Origin of the sequence: Nocardioides sp. GCM10023255 (genome assembly GCF_042653125.1) — a bacterium.
In the GTDB taxonomy this organism is placed as follows: Bacteria; Actinomycetota; Actinomycetes; order Propionibacteriales; family Nocardioidaceae; genus Nocardioides.
The window spans coordinates 186,213-200,083 of the sequence record NZ_JBHSHU010000010.1; the positions used below are offsets into that span (position 1 = coordinate 186,213).

Annotated in this window: 8 protein-coding genes; 3 read left to right on the top strand and 5 right to left on the bottom strand. The window is 73.2% G+C overall.

The window, feature by feature from the left end:
* Both ACFO9I_RS17505 and ACFO9I_RS17510 read left to right on the top strand, forming a co-directional pair.
* Complete coding sequence (locus ACFO9I_RS17505; RefSeq protein WP_379183153.1) at positions 1-1,353, top strand: sensor histidine kinase; 1,353 nt, start codon at positions 1-3, stop codon at positions 1,351-1,353.
* Between the two features lie 9 nt (positions 1,354-1,362).
* Entirely contained in the window at positions 1,363-3,132 is a 1,770-nt protein-coding gene (locus ACFO9I_RS17510) for a glycoside hydrolase family 15 protein (protein ID WP_379183155.1), read from the top strand.
* A 65-nt stretch (positions 3,133-3,197) separates the two neighbouring features.
* Here the strand turns inward: ACFO9I_RS17510 and ACFO9I_RS17515 are convergent, their stop codons facing one another.
* From ACFO9I_RS17515 to ACFO9I_RS17535, 5 genes are all read right to left on the bottom strand, one after another.
* Complete coding sequence (locus tag ACFO9I_RS17515; protein WP_379183157.1) at positions 3,198-6,035, bottom strand: ExeM/NucH family extracellular endonuclease; 2,838 nt, start codon at positions 6,033-6,035, stop codon at positions 3,198-3,200.
* A 149-nt stretch (positions 6,036-6,184) separates the two neighbouring features.
* Entirely contained in the window at positions 6,185-6,796 is a 612-nt protein-coding gene (gene pgsA, locus ACFO9I_RS17520; protein ID WP_379183159.1) for a CDP-diacylglycerol--glycerol-3-phosphate 3-phosphatidyltransferase, read from the bottom strand.
* Positions 6,793-8,241 (bottom strand): 30S ribosomal protein S12 methylthiotransferase RimO, encoded by a 1,449-nt coding sequence (gene rimO, locus ACFO9I_RS17525; protein ID WP_379183661.1) that lies wholly within the window; start codon positions 8,239-8,241, stop codon positions 6,793-6,795. The genes pgsA and rimO overlap by 4 nt, the downstream gene beginning before the upstream one ends.
* A 127-nt stretch (positions 8,242-8,368) precedes the next feature.
* Entirely contained in the window at positions 8,369-10,294 is a 1,926-nt protein-coding gene (locus ACFO9I_RS17530) for a helix-turn-helix domain-containing protein (RefSeq protein WP_379183161.1), read from the bottom strand.
* The gene (locus ACFO9I_RS17535) at positions 10,294-12,942 is read right to left on the bottom strand and encodes an FtsK/SpoIIIE family DNA translocase (RefSeq protein WP_379183163.1); all 2,649 of its coding nucleotides are present in this window, start codon (positions 12,940-12,942) and stop codon (positions 10,294-10,296) included. Before ACFO9I_RS17535 ends, ACFO9I_RS17530 begins: the two co-directional genes overlap by 1 nt.
* A gap of 121 nt (positions 12,943-13,063) precedes the next feature.
* Here ACFO9I_RS17535 and ACFO9I_RS17540 point away from each other — a divergent pair, with 121 nt between their 5' ends.
* Positions 13,064-13,708 carry a lysoplasmalogenase gene (locus ACFO9I_RS17540; RefSeq protein ID WP_379183165.1) on the top strand — a complete coding sequence of 215 codons (645 nt, stop codon included), beginning with the start codon at positions 13,064-13,066 and terminating at the stop codon, positions 13,706-13,708.
* Positions 13,709-13,871 lie beyond the last annotated feature (163 nt).

The window sequence follows — 13,871 nt, forward strand, 5'->3', positions numbered from 1 at the left end:
GTGCGCCGCCTCACCCTGCGCACCCGCGCCACCTTGCTGGCGACCGCGCTCACGGGGCTGACCCTGGTCCTCGCCTCGGTCGCCCTGGTGCTCACCCTCGAGGCCCACCTGCGCAGCGGGGCCGACGAGCTCGCCCGGTCACGGATCCACGACCTCCTGCAGCTGGCCGCGACCGGGGACCTGCCGGCGACCCTGACCAACCTCGACGACGAGGGCGTCGGACAGGTGGTCTCCGCGGACGGCCGGGTGCTGGCGGCGTCGCCGAACATCCGGGGCGCGCCGCCCATCGCGGGCTTCGACCCGGGACCGGGGCTGTCGGTGCGGACGGTGGACGCCCCGGACGACGTCGAGACCGAGACCTACCGGCTGTGGGCGGGCACCGGTCCCGGCCGCGACGGCGAGGTCACCGTCTACCTGGGCACCAGCCTGGAGTCGGTCCGCGAGGCCTCGACCGCGCTGCGCCGGTCCCTGCTCGTCGGCGTGCCCGTGCTCCTCCTCCTGATCGCGCTCGGCACCTGGCTGGTGATCGGCCGCGCGCTGGCCCGGGTGGACCGGATCCGCCTCGAGGTGGACGCCATCAACGAGGACCGGCTGGACCGGCGGGTGCCCGACACGGGCGTCGACGACGAGGTCGGGCGGCTGGCCGCGACGATGAACCGGATGCTGGCGCGGCTCGAGGCCTCCGCACGCCGCCAGCGCGACCTCGTCGCCGACGTGTCCCACGACCTGCAGAGCCCGCTGGCAGCCCAGCGGGCCCAGGTCGAGGTCGCCCTCGAGCAGCCGGCCACCACCGACGTCACCACGCTCGGCACCGGCGTCCTGGCCACCACCACCGAGATGGAGCGGCTCGTCGGCGACCTCCTCGTCCTCGCCGCCGTCGACGCCGGCGCCCCGGCCGCCCGGGCCGCTCCCCTGGACCTGGAGGACGTCGTGCTCGAGGAGGCCGCCCGGGCCCGCAGCGGCCGCGACCTGGTCGTGGACACCAGCCGGGTGTCCGCCGCTCCCGTGCTGGCCAACCGGGGCGAGGCCCAGCGGATCGTGCGCAACCTCCTCGACAACGCCGCCGCGCACGCGCGGTCGAGGGTCGAGCTGCGCGTGGGAGCGGAGGGCGGCCACGGCCGGCTGGACGTCCTCGACGACGGCCCCGGCGTCCCGGACGGCGACCGCGAGCGCATCTTCGAGCGGTTCCACAGCGGGGACCGGGCGCGGTCGCGGCAGGTGGGCGGCAGCGGGCTGGGGCTCGCGATCGCCCGCAGCCTCGCCGAGCGGGCCGGCGGTCGGCTCACCCTGGCCGACGAGGACGGCGAGCGCGGCGCGCACTTCGTGCTGCTCCTGCCTGGGACCTCTGGCTAACCTCCCCTCATGGCCCTGCCCATCGAGGACTACGCGCTCATCGGCGACCTGCGCACGGCCGCCCTGGTCGGGCGCAACGGCTCCATCGACTGGCTGTGCCTGCCGCGCTTCGACTCCCCCGCCTGCCTGGCGGCCCTGCTCGGCACGGAGGAGCACGGCCACTGGCAGCTGTGCCCCGAGGGTGACTTCGAGTCCGAGCGCCGCTACCTCGGCAACTCCGGCGTGCTGCAGACGACGTTCACCACCGAGACCGGGGTCGTCGAGCTGGTCGACCTGATGCCCCGGGGGGACAGACGCGCCGACGTCGTACGCCGCCTCCGTGGTGTCCGCGGCACGGTCACCATGAGCCACGAGTGGCTGATCCGCCTGGACTACGGCGAGGTCCGGCCCTGGGTGCGCCGGGAGACCATCTGCGGCGAGAAGGTCATCACCGCGATCGGCGGGCCCGACAAGCTGATCCTGCGCGGGCCGCGGCTGCCGGTCGCGACCGACCACCGCCACAACGACGTGTTCGACGTCGAGGAGGGCGACGAGCTGCTCTTCTCGACCACCTGGGTGCCCTCCCACATCGACCTCGAGGACCTCGGCGACCTCACCGACCGGATCCGCGTCACCATCGACGCCGACGAGGCGTGGGCCGAGCGGTGCCCGGCCGACGTGCCCCACCCCGACGTCGTACGCCGGTCGCTGCAGACGCTGCGCCTGCTCACCCACGAGGCCACCGGCGGCATCGTCGCCGCGCCCACCACCTCGCTGCCCGAGGACTTCGGCGGCGAGCGCAACTGGGACTACCGCTACTGCTGGCTCCGCGACGCCGCGCTCACGCTCTCGTCGCTCGTGCGGGCCGGCTACACCGAGGAGGCCAGGCTGTGGCGCTCCTGGCTGCTGCGCGCGGTCGCGGGCGACCCCGAGGACCTGCAGATCATGTACGCCGTCGACGGCGCCCGGCGGCTGCCCGAGCACAGCCTGGACCACCTGCCCGGGTACGCAGGCTCCCGGCCGGTGCGGATCGGTAACGGCGCGGTCGGCCAGCGCCAGTCCGACGTGCTCGGCGAGGTGATGATCGCGCTCGAGCACACGCGCCACGCGTTCGGGGCGTTCGACGAGAACTCCTGGTCCCTCCAGCGCACCCTCGTCGACGAGCTCGCCCGCTCGTGGGACCGCCCCGACCACGGCCTGTGGGAGATCCGCGGCGAGCCCCGCCGCTTCACGCACTCACGGGTCATGGTCTGGGCGGCCTTCGACCGCGCGGTCCGGGCCGTGGAGGAGTACGACCTGCCCGGCGACGTCGAGAGCTGGCGCAAGCTGCGCGACGCCGTGCGGGACGAGGTGCTGGAGAAGGGCTTCGACGCGGGCCGCAACACCTTCACCCAGCACTACGACACCACGGAGGTCGACGCCTCGCTGCTGGTCCTGCCCCAGGCCGGCTTCATCGACGGGGACGACCCGCGCATGCTGGGCACGATCGCGGCCGTCGAGGAGGACCTGATCCGTGACGGCCTGGTGCTGAGGTACCGCACCGAGACCGGTGTCGACGGACTCGGCGGCGACGAGCACCCCTTCCTCGCCTGCTCGTTCTGGCTGGTCTCGGCCTACGCCGCCGCGGGGCGCCGCGACGACGCCGAGCAGCTCCTGGGCCGGCTGGTCGGCCTGGTCAACGACGTCGGCCTGCTCTCCGAGGAGTACGACGCCGCCAACGGCCGGATGGTCGGCAACTTCCCTCAGGCGTTCAGCCACCTCGCCCTGGTCCAGGCGGCGTTCGACCTCGCCGGTCGCTGACACGCCGCAGGGGGCCGGCCCGTTCCGGGCCGACCCCCTGCGGGTCGTGGTGCCGGGTCGCTGCGTCAGTGCTGGTGACCCGGCTTGGTGCGCACCCGGATGTCGATCGTCGTCGATGACGGCGCGGTCGCCTCGTCACCGAGGTAGTCGACCTCGACCGTCTTCGTGCCCGGCGTCGCGAACCGGTCCAGCCGGACCTGGCCACGTCCGTGGTGCAGCGTGACCTCGTAGGTGCGGCCGTCGGCGACGACCTGCACGGTGCCGGTGGGCGTGCCCGCCTCCGAGGAGACCCGGACGTGCAGCTTGACGCGGGTCTTCCCGGCGGTCACCGTGCGGGGGGTCGCCTTCACGGCGAGCGAGGAGTCCGCGCCCTCGGCCGGCTCGGCCGGGAAGCCCGGCACGTCGATGCCGACGACCTCCGGGTCGTGGTCGGAGGCGCGGAACTGGTCGGCCTGGTAGAAGTCGATGGCGTTGTAGTTGAAGCGGCTGTACTCGAAGGCCACCGACTCGTCGGCGTTGATGTTCCAGATGTCCACCCCGGTCACGTCGGCGAGCGCGTCGGCGTTGGCGAACACGTGGTCGAGCGAGCCGTCCATGCCACCGAAGTTGTAGGTCCACTCGTCCGGGGTGTCGGACTGCAGGTTGGTGTAGCCCTTCTCCTCGAGCTTCTGGACCGGGTCCTCCCTCGAGTAGGCGTTGAAGTCACCGGTGAGGAAGAGCTTGCTGATGCCGCGCTCGGCCTTGAAGTCGTCCGCGAACGTCGACAGCGCCTCCGCCTGGGCGACCCGGTCGGGGTTGGCGTTGCCCTGGCCGGTGCCGTCGTCGGTGCCGGAGCCCTTGGACTTGAAGTGGTTCACGATGACGCCGAAGGTGGTGGCGTCGTTGGCGCCCTTGGGCTTGAACGTCTGGGCCAGCGGCTGCCGCGCGTTGTGGAACGCCGTCGACCCGGTGAGCACCTTCGACGGGCCGACGAGGTCCACCGTGGCGGGGTCGTAGATGAACGCCGTCCGGATCACGTCCTGCTCCGCGAGCGGGGGCAGGTCGGCCGCGTCCGGCGACGGAGCGTACGCCCAGCGGGTGCTGCCGGCGGCGGCGTTGAGGGCGTCGACGAGGGAAGCCAGCGCGTCGTCCCGGTCGGCCTCGCCGAGGGCGACCGAGTTCTCGATCTCCTCCAGCGACACGATGTCGGCGTCCAGGGTGTTGATCGCGGTGACGATCTTGTCGCGCTGGCGCTGCAGGTCGTCGTCCTCGGCCGCGCCGCGAGGGCCGGTGTCGCCGCAGTCGCGGTTGGTGACGTGGTTGTCGTCGCGGTCGTCGTAGAACGTGCACGAGCCGCCGGCGGCGACGTAGTCGACGCCGGTGGTGTTGAAGTAGTTCAGCACGTTGAACGTCGCCAGCCTCAGGTCACCGCCCACGTCCTGGGGTGCGGCGTTCTCGCTGCGGGTGTCGCTGAAGGTCACGACGTCGCGGCCCTCGTCGGTGACCTGGTGGGTGGGCTGGAGCTTCCAGGTGTTGTTGCGGAAGTCGAGGACGACCGGCTCGTGGAAGGTCGCGGCCGAGGAGACGCGCACCGGGTTGTCGGTGCCGAGCCAGGGCAGCGGGATGTCCTGGGCCGGCCCGCCGCCGAAGGGCAGGAAGTTGGTGCTCGCGCCGTCGTCGAGGGTGATGGCGCGGGCGGCGTTCGCCGCGGTGGCCGCCGCGATGGCGGCGGTGTCCTGGGCGTCGGTGGTCTCGGTCGGGGCGACGAGCGGGGTGTCCCCCGTCGCGAGGCCGATCTCGGCGTACTGGTTGGTCGAGTAGTTGTTGGTGACCGTGAAGTGCTGGCCGCTCACGTCGAGCAGCTCGCTCTCGTGGGCCTCGCGGTCCGCGGCGGACGCCGGCAGGTCGGTGGCCAGCGGGGTGACCGGCGCCGGAGCGGCGCCGAGGTCCTTCACGGCTGTCCCCGGCACGGTCAGCTCGGTGAGGGTGCCGCCCTTGGCGGGGTCACCGAACTCGCTGACCTTGCCCGTCACCTCGACGTAGTCGCCCGGCGCGACCGTGACGGCACCGCTGGGCTGGTAGACGTAGACGCCGTCGGAGGCACCGGGGGTCGCGTCGGTGGCCGAGCCGGTGCCGGGGGTCTGCAGCACGTAGCCGTAGAAGCCGCCGGCGGGGTACGCCGCGGTCACCACGCCGCGGGTCACGACGTCCTGGCCGGCGACGGGCGAGGCGGCGCCGGTGCCCTGGATCTCGGCGATCGTCCTCTCGACCGGCGTGGACGGCGGCGGGTCGACCGGCCCGCCGCCGGAGCCCTGCGGGGTGGGCGCCGCGGTGGCGAGGTCGGCGGAGTTCACGTCCGTGTCGGCGCCCGAGGCCGCGCGCTGCGTGGACGTGGCGTTGGCGACCGCGGCGGCCTTGGTCGTCTCGAAGGTGTTGCTGTCGACGCCGACCAGGTCGACCACGCCGGCGGTGCCTTGCGCCGCGCCGGCTGGCGGGTTCAGCGCGGTGGTCCCGTCGGCGAGCCACACGGTGAAGGCGCTGCCGGCCATCGCGATGCTGCCGGTCGCGTCGGGCTGCGGCAGGGCGGTCGTGCCGCCGCTGCCCTTCGCCTCCTGGACGAGGTAGTGGCCGCCGGCCGGCACGCTGCCGGTCAGCGCGGTGACGCCGCTGGCCGCGGAGGTGCTGCCGCTGGAGCGGTACTGCACCGACATGCCGTCGACGCTGATCGGCGCCGACGTGGGGTTGTAGAGCTCGACGAAGTCGTGGGTGTAGGTCGCACCGCTGTTGCCGCCACCGCCGTACGCCTCGCTGATGACGAGGCCGCTCCCGGCGATGTTGGCGAGAGCCGGGGCCGTGACGGCCAGACCGGCGAGGGTGAGGCCGAGGCCGAGCGTGGCCGCGACCCCCTTCCGAGACGAGGGCATGGGTGAGCCTTCCGAGATGGTCCGGAGTCGGACGCGAGTGACGCGCGACACCCTAGCTCCCGGACCCCCGGGATCCGCCACCAGTGCCGGTGAACGCGCCGTGACTATCCGATGTCCCCCGGAGACCGTCGGGGGGTGGGGGGAAGAACTCAGCCGGCGGCGGGCGCCCGGCGCTGGCGCACGACGTCGCGGAAGAACTCGTAGCCGGACCAGAGGGTCATCGCGACCGCACCGGCGAGCAGCACCTGCGCGATGTAGAAGAGCACGTTGCCGACGGTGTCGAGCGCGCCGTCGACCTGACGCAGCGGCAGGCACAGCAGGCCGAGGGCGATCGCCTGGAGCGTCGTCTTGACCTTGCCGCTCCACGCGGCGGCGATGACGACGTCCTTGAGCAGCGAGAGCCGGAGCAGGGTGACGCTCCACTCGCGCACCAGCACGACGATCGTGACCCACCACCAGATGTCGCCGACGATGGAGAGGCCGACGAAGGCCATCCCGGTGATCGCCTTGTCCGCGATGGGGTCGGCGATCTTGCCGAAGTTGGTGACCAGGTTGCGGGCCCGCGCGATGTCGCCGTCGATCTTGTCGGTGATCATCGCGATCCCGAACAGTGCCCAGGCGACGGTCCGCCACAGGATCGAGTCGCCGCCGTCGACGAGCAGCGCCCAGCCGAAGAACGGGACCATCACGATCCGCAGCGAGGTCAGGACGTTGGGGAGGTTCCAGTTGCTCACCGTGGGCTCGGCATGCTCGGTGGTCATCGATCGGATCCCATCGGTCGGGCCACCAGGTCGACGCCCTCGGAGGCGACCACGACGGCGGGCAGCAGGTCACCCACGCGGGTGCCGGCGGGGACGGTCTCGAGCGCCGTGGTCCCGTCGACCTCCGGACCCTGGTGGGCGGCACGACCCTCGGCGGCGTACCCGCCCTCGGTCTCCAGGGACTCGACCAGGACGCTCACCCGCTCGCCGATCCGCTCCTCGGCACGCTGGGCGTTGAGCTCCTCGACGAGCGCGGTGACGTGCTCGGCCCGGGCCCGGACCTCGTCCTCGTCGAGCTTGAGGTCGTACGACGCGGCCTCGGTGCCGTCCTCGTCGGAGTAGCCGAAGACGCCGGTGACGTCCATGCGCGCCGCGACCAGGAAGTCGCAGAGCGTCTCGAGGTCCTCCTCGGTCTCGCCGGGGAAGCCGACGATGACGTTGGACCGCACCCCGGCCTCAGGGGCGAGCGACCGGATCGACTCGAGCAGGGCGAGGAAGCTCTCGGGGTCGCCGAAGCGGCGCATCCGACGCAGCACCGTGGCGCTGGCGTGCTGGAAGGACAGGTCGAAGTACGGCACCACTCCGGGCGTCGTCGCGATCGCCTCGATCAGGCCGGGCCGGGTCTCGGCCGGCTGCAGGTAGGAGACCCGCACCCGGTCGATCCCGTCGACGGCGGCCAGCTCGGGCAGCAGCGTCTCGAGCAGGCGCAGGTCGCCGAGGTCCTTGCCGTAGGACGTGGAGTTCTCGCTCACCAGGAACAGCTCGCGGGCGCCGTGCTCGGCCAGCCAGCGGGCCTCGGCGAGCACGTCGGAGGGGCGGCGGCTGACGAAGGAGCCGCGGAAGCTGGGGATGGCGCAGAACGAGCAGCGGCGGTCGCAGCCGCTGGCCAGCTTGAGCGGGGCCATCGGACCGCCGTCGAGCCGCTTGCGGACGGCGCGCGGGCCGGTGGCCGGTGCGCCCGCGCCCAGCTGGTCGAGCCCGTGACCGGGGACGACGACCTCGGCGGCGGAGCGCTCGACCGGCGAGATCGGCAGCAGCTTGCGCCGGTCCTGCGGGGTGTGGGCCTGGTGGGTCTCCCCCGCCACGATCGAGCGCAGCCGGGCGGCGATGTCGGGGTAGTCGTCGAAGCCCAGCACCGCGTCGGCCTCGGGGAGCGACTCGGCGAGGTCCTTGCCGTAGCGCTCGGCCAGGCACCCGACGGCGACGACCGCCTGGGTCCGGCCCTGCCCTGCCTTCGACTGGGCCTTGAGGTCGGCGGCCTGCAGGAGGGTGTCGACGGAGTCCTTCTTGGCGGCCTCGACGAAGCCGCAGGTGTTGACCACGACGGTCTCGGCGTCGGCCGGGTCGGCGACGAGGCGGAAGCCGTCGGCCTCCAGGCGGCCGGCCAGCTCCTCGGAGTCGACCTCGTTGCGGGTGCACCCGAGGGTCACCAGGGCGACCGAGATCGGCGTGCGGGCGTCTGCGGGGCCGGTGCTTGTCGTCGTCATGATCGTGTCGAGTATGCCCGTTCCCGCGCATTCGGCCCGCATCGCGCGGCGGGCGGGTGACCGGAGTCACCCGCCCCCGTCGCGATCAGCGGACCGGGAAGGTGTTCTGCGCGGGCTCGCCGTCGGAGCCGAGCGCGCCTCGGTCGTCGCCGTCCACCTTCACCTGGAGCGAGCCGTCCGACGACTGGACCCGGACCGGGGGCGCCACCGACTTCAGCGTGCGGGTCTCGCCGTAGGCCAGGTCACCCGACCAGGCGAGGTTGCCGGCGCCGTCACGCACCACGACGTGGGCGCCGCCCCGGGCGGTCAGGACCACGGCCACCGGGTCACCCAGCTGCAGGTTGCTGTTGTTGGGTCCGGCCGAGCCGTTCAGCCGCGGGGCCGGGGGGCTGAGCTCGACCGGGCTGTCCATCACCAGGCGGGCGATCGACCAGGCGAGCACCAGGGTCATCACCGCAGCGATCAGCACTGACCAGTTCGGCCCGCCGCGGGTGCCACGGATCGCACCACCGGCACCGGTGGCGAGCTCCGCCTCGAAGACCCGGCGCGGGTTGATCGGCGCGTCCGCGTAGCGCTCGTCGTACGACGTCAGCAGCGGTGCGACGTCGACGCCGAGGACGCGGGCCAGCGTGCGCAGGTGTCCCCGGGCGTAGAAGTCGCCCCCGCAGGGCGCGAAGTCGTCGACCTCGATCGACTCGATCACGTGCGGACGGATGCGGGTGCGCTCGGCGAGCTGGTCCACGGTGAGGCCCAGGCGGGTCCGGGCTGCGGCCAGCTCGGGGCCCACGACCGGGTCCTCGGCGGGCTCGACCGTGAAGTCGTCGATGACCAGCGGCTCGACGGCGGCACCCTCGCGGGCGATCGGACGGACCCGGTCGCCCCAGACGAGGGTGTCCTCGACGAGGTTGACGCTGCCGGGCCGCCGCAGCTCACGGGCCTCGGGGAGCCCACGCACGGAGTCCACGTCGTCGTCGGCCGGTGCGAGGGCGGCCGCGCCCACGGTGAGGTCGCTGCGGAACTCCGCGCGCACCGCGACGACGGGGTCGCGCAGCGGGCTCGGCGTCGCGCTCGCGACCTGGTCCGGCTCGGCCGACCGGGCGGCGGGACGCTCGTCGGCCGCGACCTCCTCGGTCGGCGTCGCGTCGGACGGGTCGTCCTGCACGTCGGGCTCGGCGTCACGGCCACGGGACAGCCGCGCCGCGACCAGGCCGATCCCCCGGGCCAGGCCCGGGCGCGGGTCCGGCCAGCGGCGGGCCGACGCGGGGCCGTCGACGTCCTCGTCCTCGGTCTCCTCGACCTCGACGGGGAGCACGGCGGCAGAGGCGTCGTACGCGTCCTCGGGCTCGTCGTGGTCAGCGACCTCGGCCAGGGCCTCGTCGACCTCCTCCGCCACCGGCTCGGGCAGCACCTCCACGACGAGCTCAGGGTCGCCGGCCAGCCGCGCCAGCGCACCGGTCAGGTCGTCACCGGCACCGGTGACGCGCGTCGAGAGCGCCAGCGGCACCGCGAACGGCGAGCCGTAGAGGCGCTGGGCGATGCGGGACTGGCGCCGACCGCCGCGGTCGAGCTCCTCCAGCACCCGCTCGGGGTTGCGGGCCACCAGCGCGAGCCGGCCGTCGCGGAGCGGACCGCGGCGGGGCCGGTGCTCGACGTGGGACAGGGCCCCCCACGGCATCCCGCGCCAGGTCCGGCCGAGCCGGATCCGCACGCCCTGGGTGTCGGCGACGAGCAGCGGCGTACGCGCGTCGACGAACGCCAGGAGGTAGGACACCCCCAGGCCGCCCATCACCGCGAACAGCAGCCAGTCGAGCCAGGCTCCTGTGCTGGTCGCGCGAGCGAGGTAGGCGATGCCCACCGCGGAGGCGACCACGCCGATCAGCGCGGCCAGGCCGCCGTTGCGGCGGATCTCCACCGGCTCCGGGGCCAGGCCGAGCGGCTCGGGCCCCCTGTCGTCGAAGGTGTCCTCGTACGACTGGTGCTCGTCGAGGTGGTGCAGGGCACGTGCCTCCATCACATCTCTCCTTGGAGTGTGGCGATGACGCCGTCGATCTCGTCTGGCTTCACGAGCACGTCGCGAGCCTTCGAGCCCTCGCTGGGCCCGACGACGCCGCGGCTCTCGAGGATGTCCATCAGTCGTCCGGCCTTGGCGAACCCGACGCGGAGCTTGCGCTGGAGCATCGAGGTGGACCCGAACTGCGTGGACACGACGAGCTCGATGGCCTGGATGACCAGCTCCATGTCGTCGCCGATGTCGTCGTCCAGCTCGCGCTTGCTCGCGGCCGGTGCCGTGACGTCCTCGCGGTACGTCGGCTCGAGCTGGGTCTTGCAGTGCTTGACCACCTGGGCGATCTCCGCCTCGGTGACCCAGGAGCCCTGGACACGCACCGGCTTGGAGGCACCCATCGGCAGGAACAGGCCGTCACCCTGGCCGACCAGCTTCTCGGCGCCCGGCTGGTCGAGGATGACCCGGCTGTCGGCGAGCGACGAGGTCGCGAACGCCAGCCGGGACGGCACGTTTGCCTTGATCAGGCCGGTGACCACGTCGACCGAGGGGCGCTGGGTCGCCAGCACCAGGTGGATGCCCGCCGCACGGGCCAGCTGGGTGATCCGGACGACCGCGTCCTCGACGTCGCGCGGCGCGACCATCATCAGGTCGGCGAGCTCGTCGACGATCACCAGCAGGTAGGGGTACGGCGCCAGCTCGCGCTCGCTCCCCGGCGGCACCTCCACCTTGCCCGCCCGGACGGCCTTGTTGAAGTCGTCGATGTGGCGGAACCCGAAGTTGGCCAGGTCGTCGTAGCGCATGTCCATCTCGCGCACGACCCAGGCCAGCGCCTCGGCGGCCTTCTTGGGGTTGGTGATGATCGGCGTGATCAGGTGCGGGACGCCCTCGTAGGCGTTCAGCTCGACCCGCTTGGGGTCGACCATGATCATCCGGACCTCGTCGGGCGTGGACCGCATCAGGATCGAGGTGATCATCGAGTTGATGAACGACGACTTTCCGGAGCCGGTGGCACCCGCCACCAGCAGGTGCGGCATCTTCGCGAGGTTGGCGACGACGAAGCCGCCCTCGACGTCCTTGCCGAGGCCCGCGACCATCGGGTGGTGGTCGGAGCGCGCGGTGTTCGACCGCAGCACGTCGCCGAGGGACACGATCTCCTTGTCGACGTTGGGGATCTCGATGCCGATCGCGGACTTGCCGGGGATCGGGCTGAGGATCCGCACGTCGGCCGAGGCGACGGCGTACGCGATGTTCTTCGACAGCGCGGTGACCTTCTCCACCTTGACCGCGGGGCCGAGCTCGACCTCGTAGCGGGTGACGGTGGGGCCACGGGTGTAGCCCGTCACCTGCGCGTCGATCCCGAACTCCTCCATCACCTGGGTGAGCCGGTCGACGACCGCGTCGCTGGCCTTGGAGCGCGCCTTGTGCGGCGAGCCGGGCTTGAGGACCTCGTTGCCGGGCAGCGTGTAGGCGATGTCGCCCGAGAGCGCGAGCTGCTCGACCCGCGGGGGCAGCGGGGTGTGCGGCGGCGGCTCGAGCTCGGTCTTGGCCGCGGGCTCCTCCACCGGGGGCTCGAAGATCTTGAGGCCGACCGGGTCGGTCTCGGCCATGGCGACGTCGACGGCGTCGGGCTCCCGCTTGCCGCGACGCTTCTTGACCTCCCGGTCCTCCAGGACCGGGGTGTCGTAGGCGGGGTCGCCCATCTCGGGGTCGATCTCGTCGTCGGCGCTGCGGGCGCGCCGGCTGCGGCCGGGCTTCGCCTCCTCGGCCGGCTCGTCCTCGTGGTGGCGGCCGAGCAGGTTGTCGCGCGACTCGGCGAGCCGCGCGGGCACCTGGTAGAGCGGCGTGGCGGTGATGACCAGGACGCCGAAGAAGGCGAGCAGCGCCAGCAGCGGCACGACGACGTACGCCGTGCGCAGCAGGTCGAGCAGCAGGCTGGCGACGACGTAGCCGACGGCGCCGCCGGCGTCGCGCAGGTCCGTGGCGTCGCCGAGCACCGGCTGCGGGTTGTCGTTGGCGATCTGGACGATGCCGAGCACCCCGAAGGAGAGGGCGGCCCAGCCGACGACCTGGCGGCCCGCGGGGCCGTTGTGCTCGGGGTCGCGCATGTTGCGCCAGCCGACCCAGACCAGCGCGAGGGGGACGAGGAAGCCGACCTTGCCGACGGAGCCCTCGACCACGGTGCGGGCGCCGTCCATGACGGAGCCCGGGAGCTGCCACCACACGGCGGCGGCGGAGACGACCGCGAGACCGAAGAGGAAGAGCCCGATGCCGTCGCGGCGGTGCTCGGGCTCGAGGTCACGGGCGGTGTGCCCGATGCTGCGCGCGGTGGCGCCGACGGCGTGGGCGATGGCGAGCCAGACGGCTGCCACTCCCCGCGCGAGGGCCGTGAAGGCGCGGGCGACCGGCCCCGGGCCGCTGCGGACGGCTCGGGGTGCGGGCCGGCGCGCGCTCGAGGCCTTGCTCTTGCTCCTGGCCTTGCTCTGGGAGGAGGACGCCCTGCTTCGGGACGCACTGCTCGAGCCGGACCTGCTCTTCGAGCTGTTGCCGGTACTCCGGGATCGGGCGCTCGAGCCGCTGCGACCGGTACTTCGCGTACCGGTCGTGGACGTGCTCTTGCTCCGCGACCCCGGCGGGGAAGACGTACGGGTCGCCATGTTCATCAACCTAATCGATGGTCACACCAGTCACAGGGACCACAGCGATGCGTGTCGCTCACGCGCGCGTCGGCGCGGCCGTGATCCGGCGCACCCCGACCCGCGCTGCCATGCTGCCCCTGTGCGCTCCGAGCTGATCTGGGTCCTCCCCGCCGTGCTGGCTCCGCTGGACTGGTGGGCGGTGGCGCGCGGCGACCGGCGTACCGAGACCTGGGCCAAGCCGGCCACCCTGGCCGCCCTGGTCGTCACCGCGCTGGTGCTGGGAGCCGCGGACAGCACGCCGGGCCGGTGGCTGCTGGTCGCCCTGGTGTTCGGGCTGCTCGGCGACGTCGCCCTGCTCGGGGACTCCATGTCGCGCTTCCGCGCCGGCGTCGCGGCGTTCCTGGTCGGCCACCTCGCCTACCTCGCCTGCTTCGCCACCCTCGGCCTGCCCCGCCCCGCCTGGTCGTGGGTCGCGGTCGCGGTCCTCCTCGCGAGCGTCGTCGCCACCCGCGAGGTGCTCCCGGCCACCCACCGCCTCGAGGGCGTCGCCCTCTCCGCCCCGGTCGCCGTCTACACCGCCGCCATCGGCGCGATGCTGGTCTGCGCCTGGTTCACCGGCGAGTGGCTGGTCGCCGCCGGCGCCACGGTCTTCGTCGCCAGCGACGCCACCCTGAGCATCGACCGCTTCGTGCGCCCCCTCCCCCACGGCCACCTCGTCGTGATGGTGACCTACCACGTCGGCCAGGCCCTCATCGTCGCCGGCGTGCTCACGGCCACCACCTGACCGACCACGAGAAGACAACACCCAGAAGACGACAGCCGAGGCAGCGATCCGCAGCGCCGGGCCCGGAGCCGGGGCGCCGTCCGAGGAGCGTAGAAGCGAGGCGCGGCGCCGAAGCGGCGGCCGGGCACGGCGGAGCGCCGCCGGCGACGCGGCGAGCCAAGCG

Bases quoted from the DNA above. Each gene is read 5' to 3' on its own strand.
- ACFO9I_RS17510 (WP_379183155.1), top strand. From the start codon at position 1,363: ATGGCCCTGCCCATCGAGGACTACGCGCTCATCGGCGACCTGCGCACG.
- ACFO9I_RS17515 (WP_379183157.1), bottom strand. From the start codon at position 6,035: ATGCCCTCGTCTCGGAAGGGGGTCGCGGCCACGCTCGGCCTCGGCCTC.
- pgsA (WP_379183159.1), bottom strand. From the start codon at position 6,796: ATGACCACCGAGCATGCCGAGCCCACGGTGAGCAACTGGAACCTCCCC.
- ACFO9I_RS17530 (WP_379183161.1), bottom strand. From the start codon at position 10,294: ATGGAGGCACGTGCCCTGCACCACCTCGACGAGCACCAGTCGTACGAG.
- ACFO9I_RS17535 (WP_379183163.1), bottom strand. From the start codon at position 12,942: ATGGCGACCCGTACGTCTTCCCCGCCGGGGTCGCGGAGCAAGAGCACG.